This is a genomic window from Gottschalkia purinilytica, assembly GCF_001190785.1.
Lineage (GTDB): Bacteria > Bacillota > Clostridia > Tissierellales > Gottschalkiaceae > Gottschalkia_A > Gottschalkia_A purinilytica.
The window spans coordinates 103,500-125,821 of sequence record NZ_LGSS01000011.1 but is presented as its reverse complement, the minus strand read 5'-3'; the positions used below and the strand labels follow the sequence as shown (position 1 = coordinate 125,821).

19 protein-coding genes and 1 other annotated feature are annotated in these 22,322 nt (G+C 28.4%); of the genes, 3 read left to right on the top strand and 16 right to left on the bottom strand.

What is annotated here, in order from left to right; translation table 11 throughout:
- Window positions 1-146: 146 nt before the first annotated feature.
- From CLPU_RS11715 to CLPU_RS11670, 10 genes are all read right to left on the bottom strand, one after another.
- The gene (locus CLPU_RS11715; RefSeq protein WP_050355852.1) at window positions 147-791 is read right to left on the bottom strand and encodes a TetR/AcrR family transcriptional regulator; all 645 of its coding nucleotides are present in this window, start codon (window positions 789-791) and stop codon (window positions 147-149) included.
- Between the two features lie 112 nt (window positions 792-903).
- Entirely contained in the window at window positions 904-1,767 is an 864-nt protein-coding gene (locus tag CLPU_RS11710) for a DegV family protein (RefSeq protein ID WP_050355851.1), read from the bottom strand.
- Window positions 1,768-2,127: 360 nt separating this feature from the next.
- A complete protein-coding gene (locus CLPU_RS11705; protein ID WP_050355850.1) occupies window positions 2,128-6,402 on the bottom strand; it encodes a 2-hydroxyacyl-CoA dehydratase in 4,275 nt (1,424 codons plus the stop codon).
- A 124-nt stretch (window positions 6,403-6,526) separates the two neighbouring features.
- The gene (locus CLPU_RS11700) at window positions 6,527-7,234 is read right to left on the bottom strand and encodes a 16S rRNA (uracil(1498)-N(3))-methyltransferase (protein ID WP_050355849.1); all 708 of its coding nucleotides are present in this window, start codon (window positions 7,232-7,234) and stop codon (window positions 6,527-6,529) included.
- Window positions 7,235-7,394: 160 nt separating this feature from the next.
- Window positions 7,395-8,144: a DNA/RNA nuclease SfsA gene (gene sfsA / locus CLPU_RS11695; protein WP_097677568.1), complete on the bottom strand. Its 750-nt coding sequence runs from the start codon at window positions 8,142-8,144 to the stop codon at window positions 7,395-7,397.
- 237 nt (window positions 8,145-8,381) lie between these two features.
- Entirely contained in the window at window positions 8,382-10,292 is a 1,911-nt protein-coding gene (thrS, locus tag CLPU_RS11690) for a threonine--tRNA ligase (RefSeq protein ID WP_050355847.1), read from the bottom strand.
- 69 nt (window positions 10,293-10,361) lie between these two features.
- Window positions 10,362-10,589 (bottom strand) — a binding site (T-box leader).
- Window positions 10,590-10,660: 71 nt separating this feature from the next.
- Entirely contained in the window at window positions 10,661-11,389 is a 729-nt protein-coding gene (locus tag CLPU_RS11685; RefSeq protein ID WP_050355846.1) for a YetF domain-containing protein, read from the bottom strand.
- Window positions 11,390-11,683: 294 nt separating this feature from the next.
- On the bottom strand, window positions 11,684-12,208 hold the full coding sequence (locus CLPU_RS11680) for an ECF transporter S component (protein WP_050355845.1): 525 nt from the start codon (window positions 12,206-12,208) through the stop codon (window positions 11,684-11,686).
- A gap of 155 nt (window positions 12,209-12,363) precedes the next feature.
- Complete coding sequence (locus CLPU_RS11675) at window positions 12,364-12,795, bottom strand: DUF1893 domain-containing protein (RefSeq protein ID WP_050355844.1); 432 nt, start codon at window positions 12,793-12,795, stop codon at window positions 12,364-12,366.
- A gap of 74 nt (window positions 12,796-12,869) precedes the next feature.
- The gene (locus CLPU_RS11670) at window positions 12,870-14,003 is read right to left on the bottom strand and encodes a S1C family serine protease (protein ID WP_050355843.1); all 1,134 of its coding nucleotides are present in this window, start codon (window positions 14,001-14,003) and stop codon (window positions 12,870-12,872) included.
- Window positions 14,004-14,288: 285 nt separating this feature from the next.
- Between CLPU_RS11670 and CLPU_RS11665 the strand changes: the two genes are divergently transcribed.
- Entirely contained in the window at window positions 14,289-15,071 is a 783-nt protein-coding gene (locus CLPU_RS11665; RefSeq protein ID WP_097677567.1) for a ZIP family metal transporter, read from the top strand.
- Window positions 15,072-15,106: 35 nt separating this feature from the next.
- Here CLPU_RS11665 and CLPU_RS16745 read toward each other — a convergent pair whose 3' ends face one another.
- On the bottom strand, window positions 15,107-15,271 hold the full coding sequence (locus tag CLPU_RS16745; protein ID WP_082154199.1) for an aspartyl-phosphate phosphatase Spo0E family protein: 165 nt from the start codon (window positions 15,269-15,271) through the stop codon (window positions 15,107-15,109).
- Window positions 15,272-15,810: 539 nt separating this feature from the next.
- On the opposite strand from CLPU_RS16745, the gene pepT reads away from it, so the two are divergent.
- Window positions 15,811-17,034, top strand: a complete 1,224-nt coding sequence (gene pepT / locus CLPU_RS11660) for a peptidase T (protein WP_050355842.1) — start codon at window positions 15,811-15,813, stop codon at window positions 17,032-17,034.
- An 83-nt stretch (window positions 17,035-17,117) separates the two neighbouring features.
- On the opposite strand, the gene CLPU_RS11655 is transcribed toward pepT, so the two are convergent.
- The 3 genes from CLPU_RS11655 to CLPU_RS11645 all read right to left on the bottom strand — a co-directional run bounded on the left by CLPU_RS11655 (window position 17,118) and on the right by CLPU_RS11645 (window position 20,061).
- Window positions 17,118-17,684: a ferritin-like domain-containing protein gene (locus tag CLPU_RS11655; protein WP_050355841.1), complete on the bottom strand. Its 567-nt coding sequence runs from the start codon at window positions 17,682-17,684 to the stop codon at window positions 17,118-17,120.
- Between the two features lie 186 nt (window positions 17,685-17,870).
- Window positions 17,871-19,268 carry an NAD(P)/FAD-dependent oxidoreductase gene (locus CLPU_RS11650; protein ID WP_050355840.1) on the bottom strand — a complete coding sequence of 466 codons (1,398 nt, stop codon included), beginning with the start codon at window positions 19,266-19,268 and terminating at the stop codon, window positions 17,871-17,873.
- Between the two features lie 277 nt (window positions 19,269-19,545).
- Window positions 19,546-20,061, bottom strand: a complete 516-nt coding sequence (locus CLPU_RS11645; protein WP_050355839.1) for a D-glycero-alpha-D-manno-heptose-1,7-bisphosphate 7-phosphatase — start codon at window positions 20,059-20,061, stop codon at window positions 19,546-19,548.
- 395 nt (window positions 20,062-20,456) lie between these two features.
- On the opposite strand from CLPU_RS11645, the gene CLPU_RS11640 reads away from it, so the two are divergent.
- Window positions 20,457-21,107 (top strand): pentapeptide repeat-containing protein, encoded by a 651-nt coding sequence (locus CLPU_RS11640; protein WP_082154198.1) that lies wholly within the window; start codon window positions 20,457-20,459, stop codon window positions 21,105-21,107.
- Between the two features lie 530 nt (window positions 21,108-21,637).
- Here the strand turns inward: CLPU_RS11640 and CLPU_RS11635 are convergent.
- On the bottom strand, window positions 21,638-21,868 hold the full coding sequence (locus CLPU_RS11635; protein ID WP_050355838.1) for a hypothetical protein: 231 nt from the start codon (window positions 21,866-21,868) through the stop codon (window positions 21,638-21,640).
- A gap of 184 nt (window positions 21,869-22,052) precedes the next feature.
- Window positions 22,053-22,220, bottom strand: a complete 168-nt coding sequence (locus CLPU_RS17300; protein ID WP_157857730.1) for a hypothetical protein — start codon at window positions 22,218-22,220, stop codon at window positions 22,053-22,055.
- Between the last annotated feature and the right edge of the window lie 102 nt (window positions 22,221-22,322).

Here is a 22,322-nt window from a genome sequence, read left to right as displayed (position 1 = left end):
CATAGCTACAAGCTTTTTGGAACCACCTGCATAGCAGGTGGTTTTCTACATACAAAAAAATCTCAGACAACTGTTTAAAGTTATCGAGCTTTAAATATATAATTCTAGACATAATATCATTAAATTTTATGTATGTCAATTATATTTTAATAAAATCTATCTTCTATACTTCTATTACTTCTTTTCCTGAATTTTATTCCATTTTCTAATATATTTACAACTTCATCTACTAAGCCACTATAATCTCGTAGTGAATCTTTATGCACATATTCCCTAACAAATACTCCCATATGACTCATCAAGTTTCCTAATAGTTCTATGTTTAGATTAGGATTAATATTTCCATTCTGAAGTCCTCTTTCTAAGACTTTATTAAAGATACTGTTACTCTTGGACAATACGTCTTCTAATACCTCGTTTTTAAGTTCAGTATCATTACTTTTTAATAATTCATTTATTATAAATGACAATTTTGGATTTTCTATAGAGAATTCCATAAAAGCTATATATATTCTTCTTATAATTTCAAAATAATCTAAATACTCTATATCCTCAATAGCCTTTTCTACATAAGATATTTTTCTTTCCTCACATATTTCTAATACATATTTAAATAAATCTTTTTTGTTCTCAAAATACTGATAAAAGCTACCTTTAGCTATATCTGATTTTTTAACTATTTTATTTATACTTGCATTTTGATATGAATTTTCAGCAAATTCATCTATGGTAGCCCCAAGTATTCTTTCTTTCTTATCTTCTGGTAAGTTAAAAAAAGTACTTTTTGGCATAATAGTCCCCCTTTTTTTGATATTGCCTCATCTATATATAAAATAGCACTGCATTCACCATATTTTATAGTAAACATGTGCTATTTGTTAATAATTTTTAGTCGTTTTAAAATTAAATAGGAGACTCTTCGTTTAAAAAGAATACTGCTACCGTACCAGGCCCTACGTGAGATCCAATTGCACATCCCATAACAGTTATTAATATATCTCTACATTTAAATCTTTCTTCTATCATTTCTTTTATTTTTATAGCAGTTTCTAAATCATCAGCATGTGCTATGGCAATAGTTTGTTTTTCTAATGATTTTCCTCTCTCATCAACTATATCCATTATTCTTTTTATTACTTTGTTTCTTCCCCTTAATTTTTCAAAAGGTACTAATTTTCCATCTCGAACATCTATTATAGGCTTCACATTAAGTAGTCCTCCTATAAAAGCTGATGTACGACTAACTCTTCCACCTCTATATAAATATTCTAAATCTTCTACAGTAACTATATGTTCCATATGTTCTGAATAAAATTTTACTGCTTCTAATATTTCCTCTTTACTTCTTCCTTCCTTTGCCATCTTCGCTGCCTTTAAAACAACGAGTCCTTGACCCATACATGCACATTTTGTATCTATGACCGTTACATCAAGATCTGGATACTCTTCTTGTATTTCATTTTTAGCTAAAATGGAAGATTGGTAAGTTCCTGATAATCCTGAAGAAAATGCTATATATATGCAAGTTTCTTTATTATCAGCACATTGCCTAAACTTCTTTTTAAACTCATTTGGTGGTATTTGAGCTGTTTTGTAAACTGATCCTTGTTTCATATTTTTATATACTTCATAGGAGTCTATTGTTATTCCGTCTTCATATTCTTTGTCTCCTAAACAAATCAATATAGGTAATACATCTATATCATAATCGTGTATAATGTCAGAAGGTAAATCACAGTTACTGTCTGTTAATATCCTTATACTCATTCCTTTCCGATCCTCCCGTATCTATTTTAGTCTTATTATATTATATAACTAAATGTATGTAAATCTTTATAGAATTTATAACTGTACAAATATAATTTTCATAATATTTTAGGAATATATTTATATTCCTAAAAATAGTTTATAATATAGACTTCTATACCCTAGTAAGAAAATAATATAAGGGGTGATAAAATGTCTAGAATTATTATACTAACTAAAAAAACTTTATACGTACTTTTAGGAGTAGTATCCGTATCATTAGTTCTATTAATTTTACTCATTTTCTTATAGTTAAATATTAATTTAATATACTAATAGATAAGTATAAAAGCCCTAGATAACTAGGGCTCTTATTAACTATTAATGATTCAATGCAACTTCTTCTTTTGATTTTTGTTCCATTGATTCTTTTTCTAAATTTTTAAATGCTATAGAAAGCATAAGTTTTATACGATTTATTTGATTTACCTCACTTGCACTAGCATCATAATCGATAGGAGAAATATTTGAAAGAGGATAATGTCTTTTGAGTTCTTTTATCATTCCTTTTCCAACTATATGGTTAGGTAAACATGCAAAAGGTTGTAAACATGCAATATTATTTACTCCTGTTTGTAATAATTCAACCATCTCACCAATTAAAAACCATCCTTCTCCAGTTTGATGACATAGTGATAAATGCTTACTTGCTTTTTCTGCAAGTTCTTCTATGGATACAGGTGCTTCAAATCTATTACTTTCTGTTAATGCCTTTTTCATATCTTTTCTGTAATGTTCTATAGCTGTTATTGCTAATCCTCCAGCTAAGTTACTCTTATAACTACCTGATAATTCCTTATATTTTGTCTTATTATCAAATGCACTATATAGTAAAAAGTCAGTTAGGTCAGGAACTACTACCTCTGCTCCTTCTTTCTCTAAAAGATCTACTATATTATTATTAGCTACAGGATGATACTTCACCAGTATTTCACCTACTATACCAATTTTAGGCTTTATTATAGTTTCATCTATTTCTAAGTTATCAAAATCTTTTACTATATTATATATATTTTCTTTAAAATCTCTTCTACTTCCATGTTCTAAGGATTCTTTACATTTTTTAACCCAGTAATCATAAAGCTTATTTGCTGAACCTCTCACTTTTTCATAAGGTCTTACTCTATAAAGTACTCTCATTAGTAAGTCGCCATATACTAGTCCCATCATTAAATTATTTAACATAGGTATAGTTATTTTAAACCCAGGATTTTTTTCTAGTCCAACTGCATTAAGTGATATAACTGGAACATGCCCCATATTTGCATCTTTTAATGATTTTCTTAAGAAAGCTATATAATTAGTAGCACGACATCCTCCTCCTGTTTGAGATATTATAACAGAAGTATTATCTAAATCATATTTTCCAGAATTTAAAGCTTTCATTATCTGTCCTATAGTTATTATTGAAGGATAACATGCATCATTGTGTACATATTTTAAACCTTCATCTATAGCTTCTTTATCTACCGATGGAAGAATCTCTATATTATATCCTGCTTTTTTAAATCCTGTTTTTAGAAACTGAAAATGTATAGGAGACATTTGTGGTGATAATATAGTATGTGTCTTCTTCATTTCCTTAGTAAATAGAATCTTTTTATCAGGTTCATACAATTTTTTAGGCTCAAATCCTTTATTATCTCGTTCTTCTATAGTAGCTATTAATGAGCGTATCCTAATTCTAACTGCTCCTAAATTACTTATTTCGTCTATTTTTATAACTGTATATATTTTTCCATAACTTTCTAATATCTCTTGTACTTGGTCTGTTGTTACTGCATCTAATCCACATCCAAAAGAATTAAGTTGTACAAGTTCTAAGTTTTTATGTTTTGCAACATATGTTGCTGCTGAGTATAGTCTTGAATGATACATCCACTGATCTACAACTCTAAGAGGTCTTTCTGGATTTTCTAAATGACTTATAGCATCTTCTGATAAAACTACAAATCCATATGACTTTATAAGCTCGGGAATACCATTATTTATTTCTGGATCTATATGATAAGGTCTTCCTGATAATACTATTCCTTTTATATTATTTTTATTTATATAATCAAGAGCTTCTTCTCCTTTTTTCCTTACATCTTCCTTATAATCTTCTAATTCTTTATAAGCTTTATCTAAAGCTCTTGAAATTTCTTCTAGTCTTAAGTCTTCTTCTGATAGCTCTTCATATAATCTTTTTACCATTCTTTTAGGATCATCTATTGGTAAAAAAGGATGATAGAATTTAACTTCTCCTGAATATATCTCATCTATATTTGCGTTTATAGCTTCAGGACATGATATTACTATAGGACAATTATAATGATTGTCTGAATTCTTATCTTCCTTTATATTAAATGGAATACTAGGATAAAATATTTTATTAACTCCTTTTTTTATTAAATCCATGATATGTCCATTAACAAGCTTTCCAGGATAACACATTGAATCTGAATGTATAGTTTCTATTCCTAGTTCATATAGTTTTTTAGATGATCTACCAGAAATCACCACTCTATATCCAAGTTCTGTAAAAAATGTATACCAAAATGGATAGTCTTCATACATATTAAGAACTCTAGGTATTCCTATGATTCCTCTTTTAGATTCTTCTAATGATAAAGGCTTATATTTAAAAAGTCTTTTATATTTATAATCATATAAGTTTGGAATATCATTTTGAGTCTTTTCTATTCCTAATCCTCTTTCACATCTATTTCCTGATACAAATTTTCTGTCACCTGAAAATTTATTTATAGTTAGTAGGCAGTTATTTCCACACAGCTTACATCTTTCCATAGAAGTTTCTACTTCAAAGTTGTCAAGTTCGTTACTCTTTACTAATTGAGTTTCATAACCATCTTTATATCTTTCTTTAGCTATTAGAGCAGAACCGAAAGCACCCATTATTCCTGAAATATCTGGTCTAACTACTTCTCTACCTATAGTTTTCTCTAAAGCTCTAAGAACAGCATCATTATAAAATGTTCCACCTTGCACTACTATATTTTTTCCTAACTCATCTATATTTCTTATTCTAATAACTTTATATAATGCATTCTTTATTACTGAAAAAGAAATTCCTGCTGATATATCACTCACATCAGCTCCTTCTTTTTGAGCTTGTTTTACCTTTGAATTCATAAATACAGTACAACGTGTACCTAAATCTACTGGTCTTTTAGATTTAAGTCCTGCTTTAGAAAATTCTTCTATATTCATATTTAAAGAATTAGCAAAAGTTTCTATAAATGAACCACATCCTGAAGAGCATGCCTCATTTAACATTATAGAATCTATAGCTCCATTCTTTATTTTTAGACTTTTCATATCTTGTCCACCAATATCAAGTATAAAGTCTACATCTGGCAAGAAAAACTGTGCAGCTTTGTAATGTGCAACCGTTTCTATCTCTCCAATATCTATCTTCAATGCAGATTTTAAGAGTTGCTCTCCATATCCGGTTACAACTGAATTAACTATTTTAATATTGCTATTAATTTTACTGTATAAGTCCTTAAGAGCTGTAATTGTAGATTTTATTGGACTTCCCATGTTACTACCATAATATGAATATAAAAGACTCCCATTCTCATCTACCAATGCTACCTTAGTAGTTGTCGAACCTGCATCTATTCCTAAGTAAGCATTTCCTTCATAAGTTTCTAGAGCTACTCTTTTTACTTTATTTTTACTGTGTCTCTCTTTAAATTGTACATACTCTTCCTCACTTGAAACAAGAGGTTCTATATCCTTTAGAGATTCGCTTCCTAGATTTTGCATTAGTTCTAAATTTTTATATATATCATTAAATAGTATTGTCTCTTCTTTCTTAGAAGAAATTGCTGCTCCTATAGATACAAAATATTGTGAATCCTCAGGAATAATTATGTCTTCTTCTTTTATTTCTAATGTTTCTATGAATCTGTTTCTAAGCTCAGATAAAAAATATAAAGGTCCTCCTAAGAAAGCTATTTTTCCTCTTATAGGCTTACCTTGAGCTAATCCTCCTATAGTCTGATTCACTACTGCTTGAAGTACAGATACAGATATATCTTCTTTAGATGCACCTTCATTCAACAAAGGTTGGACATCTGTCTTTGCAAAAACCCCACATCTTGAAGCTATTGGATATATGGTTTTATATCCTTTTGCAAGCTCGTTTAATCCTTGTGCATCTGTTTGTAAAAGAGCTGCCATTTGATCTATAAAAGCACCTGTTCCCCCAGCACAAGTTCCATTCATTCTCTGTTCTATAGATTCTCCTAAATAAGTTATCTTAGCGTCTTCTCCTCCAAGTTCTATAGCTACATCTGTCATTGGAATAAACTTTTCAATTGTTTCTGTACATGCTATAACCTCTTGTATAAAAGGAACTCCTAGCTTCTTTGAAATATCTAAACCACCCGATCCTGTAACCATCATAGTTACAATCTTATCTTGTAGCATTTCCCTTGCTTCTTTTAACATAGAAGCAACTGTATTCTTTACATCTGAAAAATGTCTTAAATATTTTTTGTGCTTGATATTATTTAATCTGTCTAGTACAACCATCTTTACTGTAGTTGATCCTATATCAAGGCCAATATTTAATATTTTACTCATATTTTCGCCTCCATAATACTACCCAATTTAACAATAGATATATCACTATAAGTTATAATATACTCCTATAGTCTTAAAAAGACCACAAATTCTTATACAGAATTTATGGCCTTTTGTAAGCATTTTATGAAAATCTTCCCAATATGAAAGGTATAGCCGTTTCCACACGTAGTATTCTATTTCCTAAGCTTACAGATTCAAATCCTTGCTTTTCAAGTAATTCTATTTCATAAGGTATGAAGCCACCCTCTGGTCCAATAGCCAGTGTTACTGGCTCTTCTATATCTCTAGGACATTCTTTCTTAGACATAGGATGTCCCACTATAGCTCTAGTATTTTTAATTATAACAGGAATTTCATCTTCCACAAATGGTTTAAAAAGCTTTACAATCCTGATTTCAGGCAAAATAGTGTCTTTACCCTGTTCTAGTCCTAATATCATATGCTCAAATAAATTATCTTCTTCTAACACAGGACTGCTCCAAAAACTCTTCTCTACTCTCCAAGTTTTTATTATATATATTTTTTTTATTCCCATAGTAGTAACATCTTGAATAATTCTCTTTAAAGCTTTTGGTCTAGGCATTGCTAGAATTAATTGTACATTAGATGGAGAAGGAGGATTATCTGTAAGAGATATTTCCATTTCTAAGAAATTATCATTCAATTGTGTAATATATCCTTCACCTATTTTACCATTTAGCATTCCTACACGTAATCTGTCACCTATACTGGCTCTATGCACTGATATTATATGTTCAAATCTTCTTCCTGTAAGCCTAACTTTCCTCTCTTCAATGTAGTCACTTTCAAATAGTATAATTAGATTCATCTAGTATGTTCCTTTCTGGTAACCTATCTTTTTACACTGTAACTCATTTTTAAAATTTTATTCTCATAACTAATTCAATAATTATACCATAATTTATTAAGATAATTGTTAAAATACATTTTATTATAATTTTAAAAATTACTATCTATTTTTCTTGTTTTTATTTTACTACAACCCTATCTCCCAAAACTATCTTTTCTAAATCAATATGACATTTACGTCCAAATATCTTTACTCCATCTTTCTTTGCTTTTTCAATTTCATCTGCAAAGTTAGGATCTATATCACGATTAGCTTTTATGACTTCTACATCTTCCCTTTGAGCTACGAACAAAATAGCTGTCTCTATATCTTCATTTTCTTTTGCAATCTCTCTTAATTCTCTAACATGTCTAGCTCCTCTAGCTGTAACTGCATCTGGAAATAAACCTAAACCATCTTTTACAATATGAGTAACACTTTTAACTTCAAGTAGCATCTTTTTTCCTTGATTGTTTTCTAATAAAAAATCAAATCTAGAGTTTCCCATTTTATATTCACTCTTCAAAAATTTCCAACCTTCGAATTCTTCTAATGCATTTTCTCTAAGTGCTTTGTTAATAAGTTTAGTTGGTAGAGTAGATACAAGAGATATTAAAGATCCGTTATCTGAAGTTTTACATAATACTGCTGTCCATTTTGTTTTTCTATTAGGATTATCTGCTGGTTTTAACCATACTTTACATCCAGGTATAAGTATTTCTTTTAGCCTTCCTGTATCTCCTAAGTGAGCTTCAACTATATTGTGATCCATCCCATTATCTAAAGATTTAGAATTAATCTCACATTTTAATATAAATCTATTTGTTCTTTCTATAAATTTTGACTCTTGTAATTGAACATTAAATTTAACTGAAATATTTTTTGACATTTTAAGCTCCTTCTTCAAGTTAGATTTATCTATTCTTTTATTATGCTATATAAAGATTCAATCATTATAGTAGTTATTCCCACTTTTAATGCTTATTAAATATAATTTCAAGTATCTTAAATTAATAATAAAAAATAATTTCTTATTTTCACTTACTATAAGTTTAAATATACCCAAAATTAATGCCAAAACCATCTTTTTAACTTAGAATAGTTTTGGCATTTTTTATTTAATATTTTATTTCTTTTCTTCTATCTCTTTTACAATTCTTGAAACGAAGTCTTCAACTTTTATAGAGCCAATATCTCCTTCTTCTCTATCCCTTACAGATACTTCTCCATTTTCAACTTCTTTTTCTCCAACTATTAGCATATATGGAGTTTTAGCCATTTGAGCTTCTCTTATTTTATATCCTATTTTTTCTGATCTTGAATCTATTTCTACTCTTACACCTTGATTTTCTAATTTCTTTTTAACTTCATATGCATAATCATTATATTTATCTGATATTGGTAATACACTAACTTGAACAGGTGATAACCAAACTGGGAATTTACCTGCAAAGTGTTCTATAAGAATACCTATAAATCTTTCCATACTTCCTAAAATAGTTCTGTGAATCATAACTGGTCTATGTTTTTCACTATCTTGACCAGTATATGTTAAATCAAATCTTTCAGGCATTTGGAAGTCTAATTGGATAGTAGCACATTGCCATGTACGTCCTAAACTATCTTCTAGATGGAAATCTATCTTAGGTCCGTAAAATGCTCCATCTCCCTCATTTATAATATAATTTAATCCTTTTTCTTCTAATGCTTCCCTTAAGTTATTTGTTGCTTTATCCCATTGTTCTAATGTTCCCATGTAGCTTTCTGGCCTTGTAGAAAGTTCCACATGGTATTTGAATCCAAATACTTTATATACGTGGTCAGCTAAATCTATTACTTTTATCAATTCTTCTTTAACTTGTTCTGGTAGCATAAATATATGTGCATCATCTTGAGTAAAAGTTCTTACTCTCATAAGACCATGTAATGCGCCAGCTAATTCATGTCTATGCACCTGACCAAGCTCAGCCCATCTAAGTGGTAAATCTCTATAACTGTACATTTCTGACTTGTATATAAGCATAGCTCCAGGACAGTTCATAGGCTTCACAGCATAATCTAGTTCATCTATTTTTGTAGTATACATATTTTCTTTATAGTGTTCCCAGTGCCCTGATTGATGCCACAATTGTTGATTTAACATTATAGGAGTTTTTATTTCTCCATATCCTCTTTTTAAATGTTCTTCTCTCCAGAATTGTTGTATTGTATTCCAAAGAACCATTCCTTTTGGATGGAAAAATGGAAATCCTGGCCCTTCGTTATGCATAGTAAATAAGCCTAATTCTTTACCTAGCTTTCTATGATCTCTTTTCTTAGCTTCTTCTAGCATTTCAAGATATGCATCTAAATCTTTTTGCTTTTCAAAAGAAGTACCATATATTCTTTGAAGCATTGGTCTTTTTTCGTCACCTCTCCAATATGCTCCTGCGATACTTGTTAATTTAACAGCTTTTACTTTTTTAGTACTTGGTAAGTGTGGTCCTCTACAAAGATCTGTAAACTCTCCTTGCTTATAGAAAGATATTTCTGATCCTTCAGGTAAATCTTCTACTAATTCTACTTTGTATTCTTCTTTCTGCTCTTTTAAAGATTTTAAAGCTTCTTCTCTAGATAGTGCAAATCTTTCTATTTTCAAGTCTTCTTTAGCTATCTTTTTCATTTCTTTTTCTAGTAGTTCTAAATCTTCTGGAGTAAATCTGTGTTCTGTATCTATATCATAGTAAAACCCATCTTTTATCGAAGGTCCTATAGCAAGCTTAGCATCTGGGAAATGTCTTTTTACTGCTTGTGCAAGCATATGAGCACTTGTATGTCTGAATATTTCTTTCCCATCTTCATCATCAAATTTTAGTAATTCTAAATTAGAATCCTCTGTTATTTCTTTGTTCAGTTCTGATAATTCTCCATTAACTTTAGCTCCTACAACAACTCTTGCTAATCCTTCACTTATATCTTTTGCTATATCTATAACTTTTGTTCCTTTATCATACTCTCTTACTGATCCGTCAGGTAATTTAATGCTTATCTTAGACATATGAACTTCATCCTCCTTATTTAATTTTAGACTTTATACAATAAAAAAACTCTCACACCTAGAATTTTTTCTAGGGGCGAGAGTTGATTGCTCACACGGTTCCACCCTAATTAAAAGTTTTTTAATTAAACTTCACTCTAATGATTATAACGTAATCAACGGACATCTTTACTCCATATAGGATTTCAGATACAACTCAAGGGTAGTTTTCAATTAGGTAAATCTAGGGTGCTTACAGCCACGACATCCCCTCTCTTTAGACTACTTCTAATTTACTCGTCCTCTCATAGCTTTAATATATTTTAACTTAAATTATAGATATATTTTTAATTTATGTCAAGATATGTTTTCATGTTATATTTTTATTTCTAAATACCTTTATTATCTTCACTTAAGTCGCTTCCTGGTCTTATATTATCTTTAAACTTATCTATATAAAATTTACCATTGCTATCTACTGTAGCATACATAACTTCATCTATTCTACTTATGTTATGCTTTTTCAATTCTCTCATTAATTGCTCACCTGTTAGCTTTCTTTTCTTAAGATTTTCATATATTATTTGTCCATCTAAAACTATTTCAGTAGGTAAAGTTTCAGGTTTAAGGTCTAAGTTTAAATCTCCTAAAGTAACATTTCTCTTTTCTGCCTTTTTAATTATACTTAATAGTCCATTTACCTCTAATATTCCTACCTCTACATCTTCAGGGGAAAAGCAGTTTGATTGTCTTAATAAAAGCCGAAGATCATCCATGTTATATCTTGTTCTGCTCAAATTTTTCTCCAGTATCTGTCCATCTTGAATTACTAAAATAGGTTCTCCATCCAAAACTTTTTCTAGGGTTCTACTTTTAAGAGTAGCTTTAGAAACTGAATATGTCAGAGCTCCAAATAATAAGAGTCCAACAAAATGTTGCCATGTTCTATTATCTAAGTCTGTAGCAAGTGTAGCTGCTATAGAACCAAATGTTATACCATTGATATACTCATAAAATGTAAATTGAGAAATTTGCTGTCTCCCTAATAGCCTAGTTATATATAGTATTGCAAAAAAAGCTAAAAAAGTTTGTATAACTATTTCAATAAAATCTTTCATTAATAATTCACCTCTATATATCTTTTCTTATATATATTTTGTTATATTTTGCAGATACTATACTTAATATATTAATTAATTAAAAAAAGAGGTGATTTATATGTCTTTAATATATGAGATTATCCTTTCTGTAGTTTTCATAGTAGCAGGATTTATATTACTATGGGTATTAAGTAAAAAGGAAAAGATATAACTGTAATATTACCATAACCTTATACTTCAAAGAACTTATTAAATACCTGCTATGTAATATACCTATTTTAATAGTCTTATTTTAAAGTAAGCTTAAATAACCTATGCTTTTACTTTCTTAGTTATTTTAATAGTATATATTAGTGTTGGTATTAATATTAGTTGTATTAATATTCCTGGTATTCCAGTAATTATTGATCCCTTTACAAATATTATAGGATTCATTTTAACTCCAAAAAATGTAGATAAAATAAATACTGTAATTCCTGCAACTATTCTACCTACTACTTGTGCTGTTACTAGTGAAGGTATAACTAAAGTTTCAAACTTTTTTGAAATAAGTGAGGTTATTAATCCATAGGAACCTAACTCAGCCATCATTATTATACCTATTGGAAATATAGGTGGCATACCTGTAACTACACTACTTAATAGTGGAGTTGCTATTCCTAAAACTAATGCAAAATATGGTGGTAGTAAAAAACCTCCTATTAGTACTGATATATGCATAGGTAAAAATATTGGTCCTGTACCTCCGAACAAATGAAATACCATAGGAATAATCAGTCCTAATCCTAATAATATTCCTGTTAATACTAAGTCTTTTGTAGTAAATTTATTATTCATATTATTCCACCTTTTTATTAAATATTTAATTTTAGATTATAAGATTTAGTTCTATAGCTTGTCTATCATATAAATAATATACAATTATAATTTTTTCTAAAAAAGATTAACCATGAAAGCTTTTTATATCAAAGTTCTCATGGTTTATTTTCTTTCTAGCTACTTTTTCTTATATTTTCAAGAAATTCTGATATTTTGCTAATTAATACTTCAGGTTCATCTATATATTGTGCTATTTTTTCTATAGGACAAACATCTGTCATATCCCTATTTTTGATATATGGAATAGCTTTATCATAAGTGAAGATAATATGACTGTTTTCTAATACATTTATTGCCCCTTCAGATATAATCTCTGTAAATAATCTTTTTATATCTAAACATTTACATAATAGTGCAGCAGCCTTTCCAGTAACTTTATCTGCAATACTTGAACCTTTAAAGTTTTTTTCAGATTGTAGTACTGCATTATATATTGGCTTTATCCCTTTATCAGCACTTCTAAATAGTATTTTACCATCTTTTACAATTACAAGAGATAAATTTTCTTTTTCAAGAGTATCTTTAGCTAACTCTATATCTTTCAAGATACCAACTCCTCAATTTTGGAATTCTAATATAGAGTATCAAAATTTTTAGTTTTTTTCAATTTTCTTATTTTTTATCTATTAGGTGGAGCTTCTTCTAATACTAAGTTTATATATTTATAATTTCCTCTTCTAAAAACCTTTATTTTTATTTCATCACCTGGATTGTATTTGTCAATAACTGAAGACATTACACTTAAACTTTCCACTCTTTTATTATCTATTTCTAATATAATATCACCTTCTATAAGACCACTTTTACTTCCAGGACCAATCTCATCTATCTTTCCTATGTATATTCCTTTCGGTATCTTGTATCTCTCAACTAATTCATCCGTTGTCTCTCCTAGTCCAAGACCCAACCAAGGTCTTTTTATATATCCGTATTCTATTAATTCATCTATAATTGGTAATGCATCATTTATAGGTATTGCAAATCCCATCCCTTCTATCTCTTCACCTGTAAGTTTTGCACTATTTATTCCTATGACCTCTCCTTTTTCATTTACTAAAGCTCCACCACTATTACCTGGATTTATAGCGGCGCTAGTTTGTATGAGAGTCATTCTTCTATTATTCATCATAATAGTTCTATTAAGTCCACTTATTATTCCATCTGTGACAGTACTATTAAATACTTCTCCTACAGGATTTCCTATAGCTATTACACGCTCTCCAACTTTTAATCTATCGGAGTCTCCTATCTTAACATCTCTAAAAGCACTCCCTGGAATTTTAATTACAGCTAAATCACTTCTTTTATCTTCACCTACAATCTCACCCTTATATTCTGAACCATCACTAAGAGTAACTATTACTTCTGAAGCTTTATTTACAACATGCTGATTAGTTATTATGTATCCATCATCTTTATATATAATTCCAGATCCTATCCCTTTGTCTTTCATCTCTACATTTTCTCCATCTTTAATTTTAACTCTATTTCTCACCAAAACTATTGATGGAATTACTTCATCTGCAATATTAGGTATATTCTTTGTTTGTCCTATATTTTCTTGCTCTTTTTGTATAGCTTCAATCATTTCTGTTTTTTCTGCCTCTGTAAAGATATATCCAAGTAAAAAGCCAAATATGAATACAGATGCACATGTAATTATTATAATTCTGAACTCTTTGCTAGTTCTATATTTTTCCAGATATTTTTGATATATATTTTTAATAGGCATACTATTACTATTACCTTTCATAGTCTTCCTCCCTCTTTCATACATTACATTTGCTAGATTATAAACATTTTATGTATCTTTTATACAATAGTTGTATAAAATATTAGACATATTTTATTTACTTATATTAATTAAGGTATGAATATAGACTATAAAAAATAATAAAGTTTTTAATGTTTGAAAATATGTTTATTTAAATGTTTAATAACATATAAATGAGATATACATATATATAGTAGTATTTATCATTTCTACTTTTTCTGATAGAATGTAATTTCAACTTAATTAACTTTTGAGAGGTGAGACATGACTAATATTATCAGCTCTGATAACATAATTTTTATAGGAATTTTGGCCAGTGTAATAGCTGGACTATTTACAGGATTAGGAGCATTACCTATATTTTTCACTAGAAATATATCTAGTAAAATGTTAGATGTATTGTTAGGTTTTGCTGCTGGAGTAATGCTAGCTGCTACTTCATTTTCATTAGTAATCCCTTCAATTGAGTACGGAGGAGGGGGATTTAAAGGAGCAGGTTTTGCTGCTTTAGGAATATTAGTAGGAGGTTTATTTTTAGACTTTACTGATAAATACTCTCCTCATACACACTTTTTGAATAGTCCTGAAAGGGAAAATACCGAATCATTAGCTAAGTTATGGTTGTTTATAATAGCTATAACTATACATAATTTCCCTGAAGGTTTAGCTGTAGGGGTAGGATTTGGAGATGGAAATATCGCAAATGGTATTACTTTAGCTATAGGTATAGGTCTACAAAATATGCCTGAGGGATTGGCAGTAGCATTAGCATTATTAAGAGAAAAATTTTCTACAAAACAAGCTTTTTTAATAGCTCTTGCCACTGGATTAGTAGAACCTATTGGTGGGATCATTGGAGTAGTTCTAGTTCAAATTGCAAGACCTATATTACCTTTCGCGTTATCATTTGCCGCTGGTGCCATGTTATTTGTTATTAGTAATGAAATAATACCTGAAACGCATAAGAATGGGTATGAAAGACAAGCTACATATGGTATATTGATAGGATTTGTATTAATGATGTTTTTAGATGTAACTTTAGGATAAAAAAAGTATGTTTGCATTTTAGCAAACATGCTCTTTTATTCACCTATTAAACAATAATATCTATATATCAATTCGTCCAGTTCGATACTTAATTTCAATGCTTCGTTTTTATCTACATTTTCTCCTGATAAAAGACAGTTTAATTCTTCTTGTTTAGTTCTTATTATCCCTTTCATTTCTTTTACATCACCTTTCTTCATAATATGTTTCCTTCCTTATTTAAAAACATTTATAATTTTCTATTTTATATTGTCGTATGACATATTTAAACAAATTTATCATTCAGTATGTTCCAATCCACGGTATATAGTATCACTTTCTTACATAAATTTCAATTAAAAGTATTATCTTTTTGTTTTTAGGTCTTTAGTCCTATTTTTTGTATATTTAGTATATTTTTAGAACAAATGTTCTTATATTTTAATTATAACATATACTGTATTGTATGTAGTAAATTTTGTAAATATTTCAAATGTTTATTTTATAATCGTAATCAGATATATTAACTTTTAGTTTTGCTATATATTCTTTATCATCGTAACTTTTCTTTCCCATCTTGAATTCCAAATTTATCCAAGAATTTATTAAGCCTTAAATACCAATGATTGCTTATTTAATATTTAATAAATTGTAATAATTTAATTTTTTAATATCCTATATATGTTGTATAAAGAGAGTATAATATAAGTAAATGTCTGATTATTATACATAGGTAAAAAATCATAGAAAGGAAGATTTTATGGAAAAAGTAATTGAGAAATTTTTAAGATATGTAAAAATTGACACTATGTCTGATGAAAGCTCTGAAACATGTCCTAGTACAAAGAAGCAACTTAATTTAGCAAAAATATTAGTAAGTGAACTTAAAGAAATGGGGATTAGCGATGCATCTGTAGATGAAAATGGATATGTAATGGCTACTATCCCATCTAATATAGATAAGGATGTTCCTGCTATAGGATTTATAGCTCATATGGATACTAGTCCTGACATGTCTGGTGCTAATGTGAATCCTCAAATAGTAAAAAATTATGATGGTAAAGATATCATTCTAAACAAAGAGAATAACATAGTTTTATCTCCTAAGGATTTTCCTGAGCTTAAAGAATATAAAGGTAAAACTATAATTACAACAGATGGAACAACTCTGTTAGGAGCTGATGATAAAGCTGGGGTAGCTGAGATAATGACTGCTATAGAATATATCGTAAATAACCCTAGCATAAAGCATGGTACTATAAAAGTAGGATTTACACCAGATGAAGAAATAGGTAGAGGTGCTGACAGATTTGATGTCGAAAAATTTGGTGCTGACTTCGCTTATACTCTAGATGGTGGTCCTATAGGAGAACTTGAATACGAAAATTTTAATGCAGCAAGTGCTAAAATTATCATATCTGGCAGAAATGTTCATCCTGGTTCTTCAAAAAATAAGATGATTAATTCTATGGAAATAGCTATGGAATTAAACTCTATGTTACCTGAAAATGAAAAACCTCAATATACAGAAGGATATGAAGGCTTTTTTCATTTAATAGGTATAAATGGATCCGTGGAAGAAACTACTGTCAGATATATAATAAGAGATCATGATAAAAATAAATTTGAAAATAAAAAGAAGATACTGTCTAATGCTGTTAAATATTTAAATTTAAAGTATAGAAGTAATCTAATTAAATTAGACCTAAAAGATCAATACTATAATATGAAAGAAAAAATAGAACCAGTTATTCACATAGTAGAAACTGCAAAAAAAGCTATGATAGAACTAGGAATAGAGCCTAAATTAACACCAATTCGAGGCGGCACTGATGGTTCTAGATTGTCTTATATGGGACTCCCGACACCAAATTTGTTTACAGGTGGTCATAATTTTCATGGTAAATATGAATACATACCCGTAGAGTCAATGGAAAAGTCTGTTGAAGTAATATTGAAAATTATAGAACTCTATAGCAAGTAATACAAAAAGTCACTATTGAATAGTTAGTTATTAATAGTGACTTTTTATTATTCATAATAAAGGTTTATTAAGTATATAGTTACTTAATATAATATCCATCCATTAGAAATACTATCTATTTCAACTTTATCATTATAGTTCATATTCATATTACAACAATTTATATTTAAGATATAGTTATATTTACCAGAATGTTTAAACTCATCAGTAATTATTTCAAAAACCATGTCTCTATAGTATCTATATGAAAGTCCCGCTCTTATATCTCTATATTTTTCTACTGCTGATAACTCGCCAAATAAAGCTTTTTTTATTCCTTTTATATATGATTTAGGCTTTTTAAATGTTACTTTATCTGATAGTTTTATATCTTTCCCTGTAAAGTCTTTATATATTTTTCTAAACATTTTAAAGTGTTTTCTTTCATCATTTCTTATAGACTTTATCATATCTTTTTCTTCTTTAGTCGGAGCTACAGATATTAAGTAATCATAGAAAAGTTCGTCTTCCTTCTCCCCTTCTACAGCTTTTTTAACCAATGAAAGTGCATATTCTAATTTCTTATAAGTAACCTTACTCCCATATCCCATATACCCGTATGAAGGCATACATGGAATCCTATAAAACATATCATATTCAGAGTAAAACATTTTATATCCTCCTATATTTTAATAATTACAAAGTTTCAGATAATATAGTTATATGTATATATACAATTTATGAACCTTGACTCAAATATGAATCTTGTCTCATTTCTGCAATATAAAAAATAGGAAATCCATAAAAAATGAATTCCCTACTTTATATATTATCTTTAACTTGTAATTTACAAAATATTATCTGAGTATGTTTCTTGCTACTTGTATACCATTTGCAGATGCTTGCTGTAGTCCTCTTGTAATACCAGCCCCGTCCCCTATAGCATATAATCCTTTTATATTAGTTTCGAATTTATCATCTACAACGACCTTATTTGAATAAAATTTAACTTCTACTCCATATAATAGTGTTTCTTCACTTGCCATCCCTGGCACTATTTTATCTAGCGCTTCTATCATTTCTTCTAAGTCCTTCATTATTCTATATGGTAAAACTAATGATAAATCTCCTGGAACAGCATCTTCTAAAGTAGCTATTATATTATTTCTGAAAAGTCTTTCTTCTGTAGTTCTTCTACCTCTTTTAAAATCACCATATCTTTGAACAAGTATTTTTCCGCCTGAAAGCATGTTTCCTAGCTTAGCTATATGTTTTCCATAGTCAATAGGTGAATCGAATGGTTCTGTAAATTGTTTAGAAACTAGTAATGCAAAGTTAGTATTATTAGTCTTTAGCTCTTGTGATTTATATGCATGTCCATTTACTACAGCTAAATTATCATCATAATATTCTGTAGCTACTACTCCTGATGGATTTGAACAGAATACTCTAACTTTATCATCAAAAGTAGGTGTATAATATATTAATTTACTCTCATACATTGCCTCGTTTAACTCTTTCATTACTTCATCTCTTACCTCTACTCTTACACCTATATCTACTGCTCCTACTTGTGTACCTATATTATTTTCCTTACATATATCTCTTAGCCAAGCAGAACCTTCTCTACCCACTGCAGCAACAACTTTTTCAGAATAATATATCTTTTCTTCTTTATCTTTAGTAATTACTACACCCTTTATCATGTTGTCTTCTATAACTAACTTTTCTACCATTGTGTTAAATATTATCTCTACTCCTGAATCAATAAGGTGACGTTGAAGATCAGAGTAGATTCTATATCCTTCTTCTGTACCTAAATGACGTACAGGACACTCTATAAGTTTTAAACTACTTTCTATAGCCTTTTTTCTAATTTCCGCAATTTTTTCAGGGTTATCTACTCCATGAATTTTTGTATCTGCTCCAAATTCTAGATAAACTTGGTCAGCTTCTTTTATAAGTTCTTTAGACTTTTCATATCCTAAAATATCTGGTAAAGTTCCTCCTACATCTGGAGAAAGTGATAGTTTTCCATCGGAGTAAGCGCCAGCTCCTGCAAATCCAGTTGTAATAGAACAAGGTTTGCAACCAACGCATTTGTAAAGTTCTCTTTTAGGACAAATTCTTTTCTCTATACTTCTTCCTTTTTCTATCATTAATACCTTCAAGTCTTTATTATTTTTAATTAATTCGTAAGCTGTAAAGATTCCTGAAGGACCAGCTCCTATTATTATCACATCATACTTTACCATGTCACTACCCCCTAGCATTATATTAAATATACTTTCAAGTATCTATATAAAAACTATAACATTCAAAACCAGAACGTTTTTTTATGATTTTCCTAAAATGTTCGTATTTAACCTACGATTTAATATTACTAAAATTAGATCAATAGGTCAATACTTTTTACGAATTTTACTATTATATTTTCAATATTTTGTACATATATTATCGAACTTTATTTCTTTTATTATAGAAAATTGTTTATATTTTATAAAAATAAAACTTAGGATAAAAATCTATATCCTAAGCCTTATTTGCATCTAATTCAAGAATTTTATCTGCAACTTCTTCTAAATTGTCCCCATTTATATCAGCTAAATCACTTACTTTTCCTATTTTTGCAGTCTTACATTTAACTTCTTTTCCAGCTTGTATATCTGTTTCCATATCTCCTATCATCCAGCTTTCAGACATATCTATATTGTATTTGTCCTTAAGTTCTATTAACATTCCAGGATTAGGCTTTCTACAACTTGCATCCTTATTAAAATATGGACAATATTTAATCTCTTTTATCTTACAAAAATCTTTTAGATCCTCTATTAGTTTCTTATGAATTTTATTTAAATCATTATCTGTTATATGGCCTAGTTCTACACCACCTTGATTCGTAACTATGAATAGACTATATCCACTATCATAAAGTTTTTTTAATCCTCTTTTCGCTTCTTTATAAATAACTAAATCATCTGGCTTGTTTACATGTTTTTTATTATCATTTATAACTCCATCTCTATCTAAAAATATAGCTTTTTTCACTATATACATCTCCTTTACTAGATTGATATTGTATAGTGTGACCCTTATTTCATAATAAAAAACATATATTATAAAAATACTATTCCAATACTTTTTTCTTAAAAGTTTAATAGTTCAAAGCCTATAATTTCAATATAAAAAATTAACTATCATAATGAATTAAATTAAATATTGAGTATTATTTTTTTAATATTTGATCAGTTAATAGAGTTATTTTTTGCTATAACTAAATTGTATTCTTATTTGTGTTAATTTACATTAATAAATTAGTAAAGCCCATTTGCTTTTTCCTATAAATTAATTAGTATATTAAGTAGAGATAAAAAGCATAAAAAAATAATAAGTTATGTATTTATATAAACTCTTAAAAATATTTATATTGAGGTGGCATCAGGATGAATGATAATAACATATATAAAATCAGCTCTCCTAAAATACCGGATAAATTGGAAAAGACTTTTCTTTCTGATCAAGAAATAAAAGATGAGAGTTTCTTTTCATCAGTAATTATCTGTGACTGTAATATCGAAAACCATACAGCAAAACATGTGTCTTTTAATCAAGTAGTCTTTAAAAATGTCAATTTTGAAGAAGTCTCTTTTGAGCATTGTGAACTAACAGATACAAGATTTGAAAATTGTGATTTATCCAACGTTGATCTTAGAGGATCTATTATACATAGAGTAGAAATGATCAACTGTAAGCTAATGGGTACTAATCTAGGCAATGCAACTTTGAGAAACATAGTATTTAAAGATTGTAATTGTAGGTACAGCTTTTTTAGATTCGTAGACTGCAAACAAGTAAGTTTTCAGAATTGCTTACTTCAAAACTGTGATCTTCAAACTTCTAATCTTTCTAAGGTAGATTTCTCTCATTCCAATTTACAACAGGCTCAAATGTCAGGAACAAAATTAAAAGGACTAGATCTAACGAGTTGTGAAATAGAAGGAATAGGTGTAAGAATAGAAGATCTATGTGGAGTAATTGTATCACCTGCACAGGCAATGTATTTTGCTAAATTAATTGGTGTTGTTATTAGATAATATAATAAATTTATTATTTCATTATCTTGCTATAATTTGATTACTTACATTTATTTTTCATAAATATTAGTTTGTTTTGATACAATTAGGAACGTATCTTTGGATTTTTTTACAACGATACGTTCACATGTCTCTTTTCTTTAGTTTATCTTTATCATATTCTTGTTTTTTATTTAATAAATAGAGAAATTACTTTCTCTTGTCTTAGAGTAGTCAATAATTTTATTTTAAAAATTAACAGAAAATCTTTTTTATCTAAAATTTTTAGTTATTATGCTTTTTTATTATAATAGTTTCATCTGTATATCTATAATGATAGGTGCTCTTTAAATCATCTATGTATAATTTCCAACGGTATATCTTGCACCTTTGTTCTTTAATGTTTACTTATTATTTTCATGTTTAATTACATATATAGAAAAGTATTGTGTTTTTTATAATTATTACGAAGATTTCATATGATAATGGGATAAGAACAGCAAGAAAATAAATAAAAAGTGCGAAACAACTGATTCTTTTATTTAAGCTTATTACAAATATAAAAATATTGCATTTTCTTTAACCTCATACTTGGTAAACCTACAAAGCCTAATATATCCTTTTGAAAATTTATTATCATCTAAAATTGTTAATGACTGACTTGCTATACTTATTTCGTAATTTTTAAAATTATAAAATGATACAAAGTCATCTAAGATTATGTATAAAGTTTTTTCTTTTTCTATTGCATTCATTTCTTCTCTTAGACTATTAATATCCATCATTTTACACTCCTTTTGTTATATTATAAAAGCCTAAATATCATTCCTATACTATATCATTAAAAATTATATAACTTAAATTGTTAAAAAATATAAATGCTAATAAACAGTTTCTATAGTTATTTGCATCATATTCTCCTGAAAACTGTCCTGCAGAATAATAACAGATTAAGAATAATAATATTTAGCTAAATTTATTAAATATCAATCTTATTATTAATTTAACTAATGTATTTACTATAAAATCTATCAATGTTTCAAATTCATATAGATAGATTCCATAGTCTTCATTACTAGCTTCACCATTGCAAATTAAAAAGGATATTAGTTTGTCAGCATACGATTTAAACATTTCCATCTTCTTCAAATACTATATACTTACAAAATAACATCCTATATTTCTTTTTTCAATAAATTCAACCCAACTGGTAGTTTTATGAACCCAACTAGCAAC